Raw genomic sequence first — 14,720 nt, 5'->3', positions numbered from 1 at the left:
ACTAACCAAATTAGCTTTAGCTTCTGTTAATAAGAATCAGCGCCTAGTATAATCTTAGACGAAGAATTATTCCTCCTCTAAAAAAGGATATACAAGAGGTCATGCTACTAAATCAATCTTTGTCAAGAGGGATTGAGAAAACGATCAGGGCTATTAGACTGTTTCTGATTGCACCTGCAAGAAACCCAATTACAAAACTTGAGTCTTACCTATATTTGCCCTACATAGAAAAGAATGCAAACATACTTCAGTTTGACCGGGATATTAATAACGTAGATATCCCTATGAGAATTTGCTATCACTTAGTTCCGGAAGAATTTTCACAAAACTCACTCTATGGTATATCCAAAACAATCAAGCATTACGCTGGCATTCAGCCTAAAAAAAAGCTTCTGGCGCCTATCGAACATGGTTGCTATCTAGATGATTCCGGAGCACCTGACGATGATCCCTTTGCAAGGGCAATTATTACATTCAGTGAGTTTAGAAAAGAAGTTATTTCAAAGTATACAGAGAGGAAAGTATTACCGATAGGGCCATATATACATTACGCAGAGTTAATCGATATTGAAACACTAAAGAATTACAAGAAAAAACTTGGAAAAACGCTACTATTTTTCCCTGCACACTCAACCCATCTAATTAAAACTTCATTCAATCATTTACAGGCTATCGAATGGCTTAGAAGAGTATCAAAGGATCATCAGTTTGAATCAGTACTTATTTGTTTTTACTGGAAAGATTGCCGTCCTGAAATTGTAGAACTCTACCTGAATGCAGGGTTTCACTGCACAACAGCAGGTCACATTTATGATTGGAATTTTCTGAATCGTCTTAAATCAATCATCTGGCTGTCAGATGTCACTGCTTCTAACGCTATTGGTACTCACATTGGGTACTGTATTTACATGAATAAACCCCATTGGCTATTTGAACAACAGATAATCTGTACAGCAGATGTTCTGATCAACATTCCCTTGAAAATCAGGGTAGAGAATGGTATAAAATCTTATCAAGAAAGAAAAACATATCAATCAATTTCATCATATTTAACGAATTTATTTCGCGATATCTCACTGAGTGTTACACATGATCAGTATGAAGCCTGTAACTATTTTTGGGGATTTAACTGTATCAAGACAGCAGAAGAAATGAAAAGAGAATTGACTCCATTAATTGAATAAAATTGAGTAACCCCGATAGTGACAAACGACTGTTTCTTTTCTTGAGGTAGCCATTCCAAAACAGCGTCATCGGCAAGATAGTAGTGGATTGTTTCTTCCACAGAGATTTTGGCACGACCATGGACTTTGGCGGCGGTAGCCGTTGTCAACCATCCACTCCGCTGCCACCGTGAGCACGCAGTAGCCAACGCAACTGATAAACATATCGCGCGGTCGTTGCCACTTCTCGGGCAAATTGTTCGCTTTCCAGAACCCCCAAAGCAGTGCCAATCACGGGGATCAACTCGCCACTCAATTCTTCGCTCAACATCACTAATGCGTGACTCAACACCGCCTCCACCGTGTTGTCGGTAAAAACTTCAAAGGCACTGTCTTCCAAGAGGCCGGCGATCGCCCCCCGTTCACTGTCCTCAGAAGGATGCAGCAAACTCAACAATAGATGCTGACGTTCCTTGGCAGTGCCGGCAAAACTGATCCCCAATGTGCCCCAGATGATGTGCTGTTCAACTGTGGTCTCACTGCCAAAGCCATAGCACAAGCCCACCGCTTGAATGGTTTTGAGACCCAATAGCAGAGTCAACCCCACATCCACCAGTTCGCCCAGAAAGTCAAAGGGAGCAGTGATCAGGGCTTCCACAGCAGCTTTGGTCAAGGCCGCACCGGCAACGCTGGCTTGCAGGCGATCGCACACCTCTAGGGGTTGATCCTTGAGATCCTGCCAATGATCGACTGGCATCCGAGTGTTCCCCAATCGCTGTTTCAGGTGTTGCCAAGCCTGATCACTATTGGCCAGTAGGCGATCGCCCGCCTGACGCAGAATCGCTAGATGTTCAGGGGACAACATCCGACTGATACGACGCTCGACTGTGGCATTGACCGATTGCACCGCCTGTTGCAGAGGGTTCGTTTCCTCCCGCAGCCACGCACTGATTTTTTTAATTTGTTGCCGCTCATAATCCGTAAGAGCAAGATTGCGGGTCATCGTGGCCACACCCGGCGATAACAAACCGTAAGATGAGAACCTTGCTCCTGCCGCAGCAATTGCCAAGCCGCCACAAACCAGCGCCATAATTCCCCCATAGAGTAACCGCGATAGCGACAAACCACTCCACGAATCAGGGCACTGACTTAGGGCGCGCCAAGCCTCGACACTCATGCTGGGAAAGGGCAGTACGAACGGCAGAGCCGTCCTATAATAGAGAATCCCTAATCCCAAATCAAGGTGAAATCCATTACAAAGTTAGGCAACAGGGGCTCTCCTGAAAGACAAGGGGGATGTTCCAAAACCTGCACAGCTTGCCCAGATCGATAACAGTAAACCTGTCGCATTTCGGGATCAACTAACCAACCCAGTTGGGCACCATTGTCCACATACTCCTGCATCTTGACTTGGAGAGCAGCCAAATCATCCGTTGGCGACTTGAGTTCCAACACAAAATCAGGACAGATGGGGGCAAAGCGGCGCCGTTGCTCAGGGGTGAGGCGTTGCCAGCGACTTTTTTCAATCCAAGCAGCATCAGGGGAGCGAATGGCGCCATTGGGTAAACGAAAACCAGCGGAGGAGTCAAAGGCTACACCCAGCTTTGTTTGTTGGTTCCAGTGCCATAACTGGGCACTGAGACTGAGGTTTTGACGGCTACTTTCACTGCCGGCAGGCGCCATGGCAATCAATTCTCCCTGAGCGCTACGCTCTAGCCGTAGCTCAGGGTTACTACGGCAAAGTTGCTCGAAGGCTTCATCAGTTAATTCAATCGTGGGACGCAGGTTCAGAGCAATCATGGGTTTGTTTTGCAAAAAAGGGAGCTTTTGGCCAAGGGAGATGCTTGCTCGCTTCCCCAACTGGGTTGCCAGAAGTATACAGGGGAGCTTGATGTCTGACATAGGACAACTCTAGTTCAGCCGGCCACACGGTTCTAGCTCCCCACCGCCGTTAGGGATTGCCGCTGCTGTTGCACTTGGAGATAGACCAAAAGGGCATTAATATCTGCCGGGTTGACCCCACCAATACGGCTGGCTTGACCAATGGTGAGGGGGCGGATGGTACTGAGTTTTTCCCGTGCTTCCATTGAAAGGGTGGGGATGGCAAAGTAATCCAAATCCGCAGGGAGCGGACGCTGGTCTTGACGGGCAATCTGCTCAATTTCCCGTTGCTGCCGTTCAATGTAGCCGGCGTATTTAATGGCAATTTCAACCGCCTCTTTCTCTTGGGGAGTCAGATCGGGATTGCCAAGGCCATGGCGATCCAGTAGGTCGTAATGTACCCCCGATCGCCGCAGCAACTCATCAAGGGCAATGGCACTCTTAATCGCTTGACCCGTCGCGGCCACAATCGCTTCGCCCACGGGTTCATGGGCTTTAATGCGCGTCATTTGCAGGCGTTGGGTCTCCGCCGCAAGGCGCTGTTGCTTTGCTTGAAACACTTGCCACTGGGCTTCACTCACCAAGCCAATCTCGTACCCCAAGGGGGTGAGCCGCTGGTCAGCATTGTCCGATCGCAACACCAAGCGATATTCCGAGCGGCTGGTGAGCATGCGGTAGGGTTCCCGCAGTTCCTTCGTGCACAGATCATCAATCAGGGTGCCGATGTAGCTCTCTTGGCGTGGGAAGGTGATCATCGGTTTCCCCTGAACAAAGCGAGCCGCATTGATCCCGGCCACAATCCCTTGGGCGGCGGCCTCCTCATAGCCGGTGGTACCGTTGATTTGTCCGGCACAAAACAGCCCCTGAATCTTTTTCGTCATCAGGGTGGGAAAGCACTGGGTTGCCGGCAAGTAGTCGTATTCCACTGCATAGGCCGGACGCAGCATGATGCAGTTTTCTAGCCCCGGCAGGGTGCGCAACAGTTGCAATTGCAGCGGTTCCGGTAGCCCCGTGGAAAAGCCTTGGATATAGAGTTCTGGTGTATCGCGGCCTTCGGGTTCAATGAAAATTTGATGGCTTTCTTTGTCAGCAAAGCGGACAATTTTATCCTCAATGCTGGGGCAGTAGCGGGGGCCTTTGGCATCCACCCAACCGCCATAGACGGGCGTCAGGTGCAAATTTTCGCGAATGAGTTGGTGGGTAGCAGCGGTGGTGCGCGTCAAGTAGCAGTTCATTTGGGGTCTTTCCACCCATGCGGTGGGGTCAAAGCTAAACCAGCGTACCTGCTCATCTGGGGGTTGCGGTTCCATCTTGCTGTAGTCCACCGATCGCCGATCTACCCGTGCGGGCGTTCCTGTTTTCAGGCGATCCACCTCAAAACCGAGCCGTGCTAAGGTTTGGGAGAGTCCCTCAGCGGCAAATTCGCCAGCCCGACCAGCGGCCATGGATTTATTTCCCACCCAAATGCGGCCACCGAGGAAGGTTCCCGTTGTCAGGATCACTGCTTGACAGCGAAAGGCGACGCCAAAGTAGGTTTCAACCCCAATCACCGTGTCATTGGCATCAAGGACTAAATCCGTGACCATGCCTTCGCGCACGAGCAAGTTGGGCTGATTTTCCACCACCTGCTTCATGACGGCGCTGTATTCGCGCTTATCGGTTTGCGCCCGCAATGCCCAGACCGCTGGCCCCCGTGAGGCATTCAGGAGCCGCTTTTGCAGATAAGTGCGATCGGTCACACGCCCAATTTCGCCCCCAAGGGCATCCACTTCATGCACCAGTTGCGATTTTGCGGGGCCACCCACGGCAGGATTACAGGGCTGCCAAGCAATTTTATCGAGGTTGAGGGTCAGCAAGAGGGTACGACAACCCAACCGTGCCGCTGCCAAGGCCGCTTCACAGCCGGCGTGACCGGCACCAACAACAATGACATCAAATTCATCCTGAAACGCAGGCAGCGTTGACATGGCGATTGCACCCTAGGCTAGCGATGGTTTAGAAGAACGTGGCGCTACTGGAGAACCCCGATAAGAGTTGGACAATAAATTGCAAGAGGAAGAAGGCAATAATCGGCGAAAAGTCAAGGCCACCGATGGGGGGAATCAGGCCACGAAAGATATTCAGGTAGGGATCCGTTAACTGACTGAGAATCGAAAAGGGCGGATTGTACCAGTTGATATTGGGAAACCACGACAGCAGAACTCGAATCAGCAGCACAATTAAGTAGATCTGCAAAAAGTTCGCAATCCCCATCAATAGAATGGGCAATACAGGTGCCTCGGTCATTGGTCTTCCCCTTGCAAATTCAAGTGCATCCCTTATTGTACCAATGCTGGCAAGAAGCTAGCCCCAGCGGTCATTCTCCCTCGCTAGACTAGGAAATAGAAGTTTCTGCATGCATTCCCATAAAGTTATCGCTGTGCCCCTGCATAGGGGAGCGATCGCCAAAGGATAAAGAGATAGAGGCCTGTCCGACAGCGGCTTTGACTGTTTTGGGCGGGTTCCATCCTTGGGAAAAGGGCTGTATTCTGGATGGCGGCGTTTTCATTGACATTCAACTGAAGTTCAGGGGTTCAATATGTTACAGATGTCGGCCACGGGTCATATATTGGTGGGCACCTATGCCCTGATTGGATTTACCATCTCTGGCCTATCGTTTTTGCGGGCTTGGGTACAGCGGCAGTACAAGGGTTCTGTGCAACGTTTGAAGGAAGAGTGCGATCGCCTGCACCGGATTGTCAGCGAACAAACCCAGCGCATTGAAGGGCTAAAGGAACTGGTCAGCCGTAGTGAACAGGAGCGCGATCGCCAGCGCCAAGAAATTGAGCAATTGCGCTCAGAGGTGGAACGGTTGCAAAACCGCTGTCAAGAGCTAGAAGACCAACAACAGCAACTACACACTCAAGTTAGTGACTATCGCCAACAGGTGGTGGAATTGACGCATGCCCTCAACACTAGCCAAGCGGAAAACGAAGCCCTACGGGACAATTGCGATCGCTATCGCCAAGAGCTAGAAGACCAACAACAGCAACTACACACTCAAGTTAGTGACTATCGCCAACAGGTGGCGGAATTGACGCATGCCCTCAACACTAGCCAAGCGGAAAACAAAGCCCTACGGGACAATTGCGATCGCTATCGCCAAGAGCTAGAAACCGCCTACCAGCGCAGTAGCAGCCTCGAAGAAGAATACGCCAGTCAAACGGCGACATTGACCGCTTCTCTGACCACGATTGAAGCCACCTGTCGCGAAAAAGAGGCAGAACTAGCGGCCTGTCATGCCACGCTCAGCGATCGCGATCGTGAAATTGACGGGCTACGCCATGAGATTACAGATCTTAACCAAGAAGTCGAGCAGCTTCAGCAAACTGTTGAACACCTGCAAACACAGAAGCAAGGAGCAAATATCTACGCCCAATGGCTGACATGGCTCAGCAGCACCGTGGCGATCGCAACTCTAGTACTCAACCTTGGGCCTTGGAGTCCGCTGTGGACAGCCATCTATTCTCACCTGCCGATGTTTTCCTAGAGATTCAAATTGTTCGCTATAGTTTGCTAATACTAGGGGGCATAAAACTGCCCCTTTTTTATTTGGGGGTTAAAACAAACTAAGCTGAACATAGGGATTTGACAGCTTTTCTATAGCAAATGGAATTAAGTTAGAAAGAGGATAAATAAACGCATCTTCTGTAAAATCTATTATTTCCTTAGCGATAAAAGACCGATCAAAGAATTTCAACATTCCGCGTTGCTGAGGGTTATTAATTTCGTTATAAAAGTTTGTTGTTGCAAAGCAAATAATCGGAACTACTGACGATCGATAGGAGATATTATATTTTTCGCATAATTCAGGGCTATGTAGAGCAACTTCCATTAGGAGTTTCCACTTATAAGTTTGAGCCGCCCTTTCCCTTAAGGATGTTTTAAGAGACAAAATGATATAGCTTTCAGGTGTATGTTTTTGCTTAATATTATTATTTGCATAAATCACAATATCCATATCTGGTTTTTGCACTTCATTTTGGATATTGATATTAATTGACTGCCTGAAATTTGGAACACTTGATAGCTGAGATGTTATGAACATCCATTCAGGTATGTTTTTGCAACACTTGTTAACAAGAAAGATGTAAATTAAGGCGTTTGAAAAAGCATTGCCAGCAATGCTCTTTATTGCTTGATTTTTATTCTCTATTTTCCCCTGTTGAACCTTTTGATCTAAAAGTATTTCCACATCAATCTGAGAAGCTCGTATGATGTCGTGTAACTGGTTAAGCACTAATAGCCATGCTTCCTTAATGTTTTTCTGACTAGCAACCCATTGATTAATTCTCTTAACAATAGGCTTCATGTAATACTTATTGCCTGAACATATCTTTCTTAAAACTTTCTTTTCCTGCTTGCTTAAAACCTTGAATGACATATCTGAACTAAAAGAGCGTAAGCTGCCTAGTTTGTTTTAATAATTTTCCCTGCTTTAGGGATTTTAATATCTCATCAGCAATAACTTTCACCAACGGCACCACAACTGAATTGCCAAACTGCTGGTATGCCCTTGTATCACTCACCACAATTTTGAAAGAGTCGGGAAACCCCATTAAGCGGGCACATTCCCTTGGCGTCAGGCGGCGGGGATTCTTGTTTTCTTGGGGAATGAGGATTTCCGAGCCATCTTTGTAATACCTTGCGCTTAATGTTCGGGTTACTCCCTCTAAATCAACTAGACCATAGCCAAATCCATTACCACGGGCACGATGCTTTTCAGCATAGTTTTGCAAATACTGCCACAGATGATTGCTCAACGTATATTTAGCATCTACTGACGGTTCCAGAATATCCCTAACTCTATGTTGCTGAATTGGTACCTGAGGAAATGTAAATTCAAGGGGTTCTCTAAAACCCACAATAAAAATTCTTTCTCGATGCTGGGGCACAAAATGAACAGCATTGATGACTTGGTAATAGATGTAGTATCCCAAATCATTTAGAATTTCTTGAATCCTTTGAAAGGTTCTACCGCGATCGTGGCTTTGAAGATTTTTAACATTTTCTAGCAAAAAAGCCCTAGGACGTTTATCGTTGATGATCCTCGCAATTTCAAAAAATAGATTGCCTTGAGTCGGGTGCTGAAAACCATGATTCATTCCTAGGGCATTGTGCTTGCTGACACCCGCAATGCTAAAGGGCTGACAGGGAAAACCCGCTAATAATATGTCATGGTCAGGAATCCTCTCCGAGGGGATTTGAGTAATGTCTCCTGCTGGCACTTCGCCAAAGTTTGCTTCGTAGGTTATTTGGGCAAACTTATTCCACTCTGAGCTAAAAACACAGCAACCACCTGCTTGGCTAAAACCGAGCCGCATGCCACCGATGCCAGCAAATAGATCAATGAAGGTTGGCTGCCCCATAGCAGTCTAGAGTTAAGTGTCGTCTCTATTTATCCTAAAGCCTAGGTATTGGCACTTAGCCATGTGATGGCTTCCCGTAGCCATGCCTCTGGATCGCTATTCTTGGCGAGGGTGCTCGTTTGGCCGATGGCAGTAAGGGCAGCTTCAATCTCGCGATCGCTATAACCCAAGGCTAAAAGAGTCAACTCCAGTTCTTCACGCATCGCTTCCGTGGGCAGGCCAGCGGGAGCCGTTGTTAACCCCGTTTCCTGTCGCCAAGCACTCAGGGCGGCTTTCAGTTCCAAGGCAATGCGCTCAGCGGTTTTATTGCCGACTCCGGGCGCGCGGCTGAGACGACGGGTATTGCCACTGACGATCGCTTGGACTAGCTCTGGCAAAGGTAGGGTATCCAGCAACGATAGCGCCATCTGTGACCCAACCCCATTGACACGGATCAAACGCAAAAAGAGATCCCGCTCCGCTGCCGAGGCAAAGCCATAGAGGAGCATCTGATCCTCACGGACACTGAGATGGGTAAAAATCTGCACCACCTCAGCACTCGGTGGGTACTGCCGCAACAGATGGGACGGGACCAGTAAGCGATAGCCGACCCCATTCACCTCTAGGATGAGGGCAGAGCGATGGCTCCCCTCCGATTGATGGGCAACAACAGTTCCTCTGAGGTAGGCAAACACAGTCTGTTCCTGCTCGCAGACGATTGGAAATGGGTGAGCCAAGCCGATGATGAGATTCGAACTCACGACCGCTCGATTACGAATCGAGTGCTCTACCACTGAGCTACATCGGCATTCAAAGCATTTCTTATACTAGCACGATCGCCCCTAGGACGGGCAGGGCAATGGCAAAATTTTTGCGATCGCGCGCTTGTGTGCATTTGCTCCAAAGGTTATAATAGACGATTGTGTTAATTAACGAGTTAAGAAAATCACTTGGCAAACGTCGTCGTTGTTGGTGCCCAGTGGGGCGATGAAGGCAAGGGTAAAATCACCGATCTCCTGAGCAAGTCTGCCGATGTGGTAGTCCGCTATCAGGGCGGTGTCAATGCAGGTCACACGATTGTCGTCAAAGACCAGACCCTGAAATTGCACCTGATTCCGTCAGGGATTCTCTACCCTGATACCCAGTGCATCATTGGCGCGGGAACGGTGGTGGATCCGAAGGTGCTCCTTGAGGAACTCGAACAACTGGAACAGTTGGGGGTAAGCACTGAGAATCTGCTGATTGCAGAAACAGCCCATGTGACAATGCCCTACCACCGCCAGTTGGATATTGCCGCTGAGGAACGGCGTGGCTCGCGCCGCATTGGTACCACGGGACGCGGCATTGGCCCTACCTATGCCGATAAATCGGAGCGCACGGGGATCCGCATGCTGGATCTGCTGGATGCTGATCAGTTGGCCGCCAAGCTGGAGTGGGCGATCGCCCAAAAGAATTTGATCCTCGAAAAGCTCTACGGACTGGCGCCCCTCGAACCGCAGCCGATCATTGAAGAGTACTGTGCCTACGGTGAGCGCCTGCGATCGCACATTGTCGATGGTTCCCTCGTGCTGGATGATGCCATCCGCCGGCGGCGCAACATTCTCTTTGAAGGTGCCCAAGGTACTCTTTTAGACCTTGACCATGGCACCTATCCCTACGTCACCTCCTCAAACCCTGTGGCCGGGGGTGCTTGTGTCGGGGCGGGGATTGGTCCAACGATGATTGACCGCGTCATTGGTGTGGCCAAAGCCTATACCACGCGGGTCGGCGAAGGGCCTTTTCCAACGGAATTACTGGATGAGGTGGGAGAACTCTTGGGCGATCGCGGTGCTGAATTTGGTACCACAACTGGACGGCGCCGCCGCTGTGGCTGGTTTGATGCCGTGATTGGCCGTTATGCGGTGCGCATCAATGGTCTCGATTGCTTAGCAATTACGAAGCTCGATGTCCTCGATGAGCTGCCAGAGATCAAAGTCTGTGTTGCCTACGATATTGACGGTGAGCGCTGCGAACACTTCCCCAGCAATGCCCTCAAATTTGCCCGCTGTCGTCCCATCTATGAAACCCTGCCGGGGTGGCAGCAATCCACCCGTCATTGCCGCTCCCTTGATGATCTGCCCAAGGCGGCATTGAACTATCTCAAGTTTTTGGCTGAAATTATGTCTGTGCCCATCGCCATTGTCTCGTTGGGGGCAGAGCGCAGCCAAACCATCATTGTTGAGGATCCAATCCATGGTCCGAAACGGGCACTCCTCAAGGATGATGGCACCCAAGTCCATCCCGTTTTATCTTAATTGGAGTTGCAGCAATGTCTCGTTCCTTAGCTATTGAGGGGCAACTACGCCCTGCCGATGCTAAACCCAATGCCCTACGCCGTGAGGGCAAAACCCCTGCCGTCCTCTACGGCCCGACGCTTGAGTCTTCGATTTCTTTGGTGGTGGATACCCACGCCGCCGAATTTTTGGTGCGGGATGCCCGTCTCCAGAAAACCCCGATCCAGCTTTCGATCCCCGATTTGCCGTGGCAGGGAACGGTGGTGCTCCAAGAGGTGCAAGCCCACCCCGCCAAGGATACCCTTTACCACCTCTCCTTTTTAGCTAAAGCTGAAAACTAGGCTGCAAGGGGGAATTTGCTATAGTGGGGATATGTTAAGTGATTGTTAACAATGCCAGCCACGCTCCTTCGTTCTGCAGATCTTGCTCACCTTAGCTATGCCCCCGAAGGCGATCGCTTTGATGGCTCTTGGGAATCTCCCCTCGCTACGCTCCTTGGCCTTGGGCGGGCGGCTGGCGCTGATTTTGTCGAGATTTTCCTTGAGCGCAACCATTACCTCAGTACTCTTGTCGAGGACGATCGCCTGACGAGTGTCTCCCCTCGCTTGAGTTTAGGGGCGGGTATTCGCGTTTTTCGCGGTACCAGTGATTGCTATGTCAGCACCAATGATCTCAGCTTTAAGGGGTTGCAGGCAGCTTTAGAGAAGGCTCTGGGCTTAATGGGGTTGCTCTTACCCAGTCCGCAAGCTTACGTGCCTGAAATCCACCTTGAATTGCTGCGGGACTATGCCCAAGGCCGCAAGGAAGGCTGGCTAGCCGCGTGTAGTTCTATTGCTGAAGTGGCCGATATTCTGCTGGCGGGGAGCGATCGCCTACGCCAGAAAACCCAGCATCTGCAATCCCGCCGCCTCAGTTATTTTCGCGATTGGCAAGAGGTCATGGTGGCCGCCAGTGATGGCACCTTTGGTCGCGATATTCGCCTCACCCAATCAGCAGTGGCCTCTGTTCTCTGTGCGGATGGCGAGCACCGCGCCTCCATTGGTGAGCGCAATGGCGATACCAGTAATCCAGACTTTTTGCGCCAGTGGGACTACACCACGTTGGCCGATACCGTTGCCGAAGCGGCGGGCAAAATGCTCTATGCTGACTATGTGGAATCGGGTACTTACCCGGTGATCATGGCCAACCAATTTGGCGGGGTGATCTTCCATGAAGCCTGTGGTCACCTCTTGGAAACTACTCAAATTGAACGCGGTACGACCCCCTTTGCCGATAAAAAAGGCGAAAAAATTGCCCATGAAAACTTGACCGCTTGGGATGAGGGAATTACCAGCGGTGCCTTTGGCAGTATTGATATGGACGATGAGGGGATGCCGACGCAGCGCACGTTGCTGATTGAAAATGGCATCCTTAAGAATTTCCTGAGCGATCGCGCGGGTTCGATGCGCACAGGTCACCCTCGCACGGGCAGTGGCCGCCGCCAAAGTTATACCTATGCCGCCGCTTCGCGGATGCGCAATACCTACATTGCCCCCGGTGAATACCGTGTTGAGGACTTAATTGCCTCCATTGATCGCGGCATTTACTGCAAACGCATGGGGGGCGGTAGTGTCGGTGCCACGGGGCAATTTAACTTTGCCGTTGAGGAAGCCTACTGGATTGAACATGGCCAAATCAAACAGCCCCTCAAGGGAGCCACACTGATTGGCGAAGCCAAGGAAATCATGCAGCGAATTTCAATGTCAGCCAATGATCTTGCCCTTGCCCCCGGTTTTTGTGGTTCCATCAGTGGCAGCATCTACGTCACCGTTGGTCAACCCCACATTAAAGTCGATGCCATTACCGTCGGTGGCCGCTAAACTGATTACCTGCGGTTATGGGTTTGAGTAGAAATGCCTAAAGATTTTATATGTGAATTTTTGTGACTCTCGCTACATTATCATGGAAGAAGAAGGGGAGCTAAGGCAGTGCAGCTTTTTGATCGCCCTCACCGCTTTGTGTGCGCCTTGACTTCTCTTCTGAGACAAAACATTGGACTGAATGACCAGTAATCCGCTGGTCTTTTTTTTTGGCGGTTTTGCAGCTCCCTTGGTTAGGCAGCGGTTGGGGTTTTTACTTGGCTCAGTAGTTCGTGGAGTTCTTCGCCCTCAATCACTTCTTTTTCCAAGAGTTTTTGGGCGATTGCTTCGAGAAGATCACGGTTCTCCTTAAGAATACTGAGCGCCTGCTGGTGAGCTGACTCGACAATTTCTTTGACTTCGCGATCGATGGCTTGAGCGGTTTCCTCACTGACTGCCCGTAGCATCATGCCATTGTTCGTCAAAAAGCTCGCCTGCTGTTGCTCAAAGGCAAGAGGACCAAGGACTTTGCTCATGCCGTAGCTGCGCACCATCCGCTCTGCCAAATCTGTGGCCCGTTGTAGATCGTTCGCGGCTCCAGTTGTGATCGTGCCAAAGACAATTTCCTCTGCCGATCGCCCCCCTAGCAACGTGGCAATTTGGGCGCGCAATTCTTGCTCATCAAGGAGGAAGCGATCCTCCGTCGGCAACTGCAATGTGTAACCAAGAGCCGCCATGCCACGGGGCACAATCGAGATTTTCTCTACCCGACCACTGCCCGGCAGCGCACAGCCGACAAGGGCATGACCGACTTCGTGGTAGGCGACAATTTTCTTCTCCTTGTCGTTGAGGACACGGCTTTTTTTCTCAAGGCCAGCCACAATGCGTTCAATGGCTTCGGCAAAGTCCTGCTGCGTCACCACTTCCCGTTGATTGCGCGCCGCGAGTAGGGCTGCTTCATTGACTAGGTTGGCTAAGTCTGCGCCAGCAAACCCCGGTGTACGGGCAGCGATCGCGTGCAGATCCACTTCAGGAGCCAGTTTCACCTTTTTGGCATGAATTTTCAAAATTGCCTCCCGACCACTCAAATCGGGGCGATCGACCAAGACTTGGCGGTCAAAGCGTCCAGGGCGCAGCAATGCCGGATCAAGGGTTTCTGGGCGGTTCGTTGCGGCAAGGACAATCACCGTTGCCCCCGTAGCATCAAAGCCATCCATTTCTGTGAGCAGTTGGTTGAGGGTTTGCTCCCGCTCATCGTTCCCGCCATAAAAACCGGCACTGGAACGGGACTTACCAATGGCATCTAATTCATCAATAAAGACAATACAGGGGGCTTGCTTTTTCGCCTGCTCAAAGAGATCCCGTACGCGGGCAGACCCGACACCCACAAATAGCTCGACAAACTCCGAACCCGAAATGGAGAAGAAGGGGACATTGGCTTCGCCAGCAACAGCTTTGGCCAGCAGGGTTTTCCCTGTTCCCGGTGGCCCCACCAGCAGCACCCCCTTGGGAATGCGGGCACCAATTTGAATATAGCGTTGGGGATTTTTCAGAAAATCAACAATCTCGACCAGTTCCGCCTTAGCTTCCTCAACCCCAGCCACATCATCAAAGCGGATGCCCGTGTTCGCACCTTCGACATAGACCTTAGCGCGGCTTTTACTGATGGAGAGAACCCCCTGAGGACCACCGCCCACTTGGCGACTGGCAAAGAATTGAAAGATGAGCACAAACACAATCGGCGGAATGACCCAACCAAGGACATTCAACAACCAACTGTTGCGCGGTGGGGGGGCAGCGGCAAACTCAACACCTTTTTCCTGTAGGAGTTTCGGCAGCTCTAGATCAAAGATCGGTGTTGTCGCTAGTACTTGGGGCGGTTTATCTTCCTCTGGCTTTAATTGGTAGAGAATTTCATTTTGGCTGACATAGGCACGCACCACTTTCCCCTCTTGCACCTGATGGATAAACATACTGTAGGGAACCTGAGGTGGACGGGGGGCAAAAAGTTGGGGGAAAAGTAGGTTCAATAGGAGAAATCCCAACCCCACGAAAAGAAGCAGATTACCAATCCAGCGATTACGGGGTACTTCGGGCGGGTTCTTGATGGCCATAGGTTAGATTCCCCAGAGTTCACCTACCGATCATGGTGACACTTGGAAGGGACTCAGGGCAAGG

Annotated in this window: 13 protein-coding genes and 1 tRNA gene; 5 read left to right on the top strand and 9 right to left on the bottom strand. The window is 50.4% G+C overall.

What is annotated here, in order from left to right; genetic code table 11:
* Nucleotides 1-101: 101 nt before the first annotated feature.
* Nucleotides 102-1,184, top strand: coding sequence for a hypothetical protein (locus RHJ31_RS11445; protein WP_302676675.1), 1,083 nt, complete (start codon nt 102-104; stop codon nt 1,182-1,184).
* Between the two features lie 145 nt (nt 1,185-1,329).
* Here RHJ31_RS11445 and RHJ31_RS11440 read toward each other — a convergent pair whose 3' ends face one another.
* From RHJ31_RS11440 to RHJ31_RS11425, 4 genes are all read right to left on the bottom strand, one after another.
* Nucleotides 1,330-2,166, bottom strand: a complete 837-nt coding sequence (locus RHJ31_RS11440) for an EcsC family protein (protein WP_302676674.1) — start codon at nt 2,164-2,166, stop codon at nt 1,330-1,332.
* Between the two features lie 224 nt (nt 2,167-2,390).
* Nucleotides 2,391-2,963 carry a Uma2 family endonuclease gene (locus tag RHJ31_RS11435; RefSeq protein WP_206201247.1) on the bottom strand — a complete coding sequence of 191 codons (573 nt, stop codon included), beginning with the start codon at nt 2,961-2,963 and terminating at the stop codon, nt 2,391-2,393.
* A gap of 134 nt (nt 2,964-3,097) precedes the next feature.
* Entirely contained in the window at nt 3,098-5,011 is a 1,914-nt protein-coding gene (mnmG, locus tag RHJ31_RS11430) for a tRNA uridine-5-carboxymethylaminomethyl(34) synthesis enzyme MnmG (protein WP_302676673.1), read from the bottom strand.
* A 28-nt stretch (nt 5,012-5,039) separates the two neighbouring features.
* The gene (locus RHJ31_RS11425) at nt 5,040-5,330 is read right to left on the bottom strand and encodes a YggT family protein (protein ID WP_149817300.1); all 291 of its coding nucleotides are present in this window, start codon (nt 5,328-5,330) and stop codon (nt 5,040-5,042) included.
* A gap of 292 nt (nt 5,331-5,622) precedes the next feature.
* Here RHJ31_RS11425 and RHJ31_RS11420 point away from each other — a divergent pair, with 292 nt between their 5' ends.
* Complete coding sequence (locus RHJ31_RS11420) at nt 5,623-6,573, top strand: hypothetical protein (protein WP_302676672.1); 951 nt, start codon at nt 5,623-5,625, stop codon at nt 6,571-6,573.
* Nucleotides 6,574-6,642: 69 nt separating this feature from the next.
* Here RHJ31_RS11420 and RHJ31_RS11415 read toward each other — a convergent pair whose 3' ends face one another.
* The 4 genes from RHJ31_RS11415 to RHJ31_RS11400 form a co-directional block, all read right to left on the bottom strand.
* Nucleotides 6,643-7,467, bottom strand: coding sequence for a BsaWI family type II restriction enzyme (locus tag RHJ31_RS11415; RefSeq protein WP_302676671.1), 825 nt, complete (start codon nt 7,465-7,467; stop codon nt 6,643-6,645).
* Between the two features lie 7 nt (nt 7,468-7,474).
* Entirely contained in the window at nt 7,475-8,452 is a 978-nt protein-coding gene (dcm, locus tag RHJ31_RS11410) for a DNA (cytosine-5-)-methyltransferase (RefSeq protein ID WP_302676670.1), read from the bottom strand.
* Nucleotides 8,453-8,493: 41 nt separating this feature from the next.
* Nucleotides 8,494-9,126 carry a Holliday junction branch migration protein RuvA gene (ruvA, locus tag RHJ31_RS11405; RefSeq protein ID WP_302677818.1) on the bottom strand — a complete coding sequence of 211 codons (633 nt, stop codon included), beginning with the start codon at nt 9,124-9,126 and terminating at the stop codon, nt 8,494-8,496.
* Between the two features lie 41 nt (nt 9,127-9,167).
* A tRNA-Thr gene (locus RHJ31_RS11400) sits at nt 9,168-9,239 on the bottom strand.
* Nucleotides 9,240-9,381: 142 nt separating this feature from the next.
* Between RHJ31_RS11400 and RHJ31_RS11395 the strand changes: the two genes are divergently transcribed.
* Genes RHJ31_RS11395 through RHJ31_RS11385 form a run of 3 tightly spaced genes read left to right on the top strand, consistent with a single transcriptional unit; the run spans nt 9,382 to nt 12,563 of the window.
* Complete coding sequence (locus RHJ31_RS11395) at nt 9,382-10,725, top strand: adenylosuccinate synthase (RefSeq protein ID WP_149817309.1); 1,344 nt, start codon at nt 9,382-9,384, stop codon at nt 10,723-10,725.
* Nucleotides 10,726-10,739: 14 nt separating this feature from the next.
* Complete coding sequence (gene rplY, locus RHJ31_RS11390) at nt 10,740-11,045, top strand: 50S ribosomal protein L25 (protein ID WP_302676669.1); 306 nt, start codon at nt 10,740-10,742, stop codon at nt 11,043-11,045.
* A gap of 51 nt (nt 11,046-11,096) precedes the next feature.
* Complete coding sequence (locus RHJ31_RS11385) at nt 11,097-12,563, top strand: TldD/PmbA family protein (protein ID WP_302676668.1); 1,467 nt, start codon at nt 11,097-11,099, stop codon at nt 12,561-12,563.
* A 233-nt stretch (nt 12,564-12,796) separates the two neighbouring features.
* On the opposite strand, the gene ftsH4 is transcribed toward RHJ31_RS11385, so the two are convergent.
* Entirely contained in the window at nt 12,797-14,656 is a 1,860-nt protein-coding gene (gene ftsH4 / locus RHJ31_RS11380) for an ATP-dependent zinc metalloprotease FtsH4 (protein ID WP_302676667.1), read from the bottom strand.
* Nucleotides 14,657-14,720 lie beyond the last annotated feature (64 nt).

The sequence above is a fragment of the Thermosynechococcus sp. JY1331 genome, assembly GCF_031583475.1.
GTDB lineage: Bacteria > Cyanobacteriota > Cyanobacteriia > Thermosynechococcales > Thermosynechococcaceae > Thermosynechococcus.
This window is presented reverse-complemented; position numbering and strand designations above follow the sequence as displayed.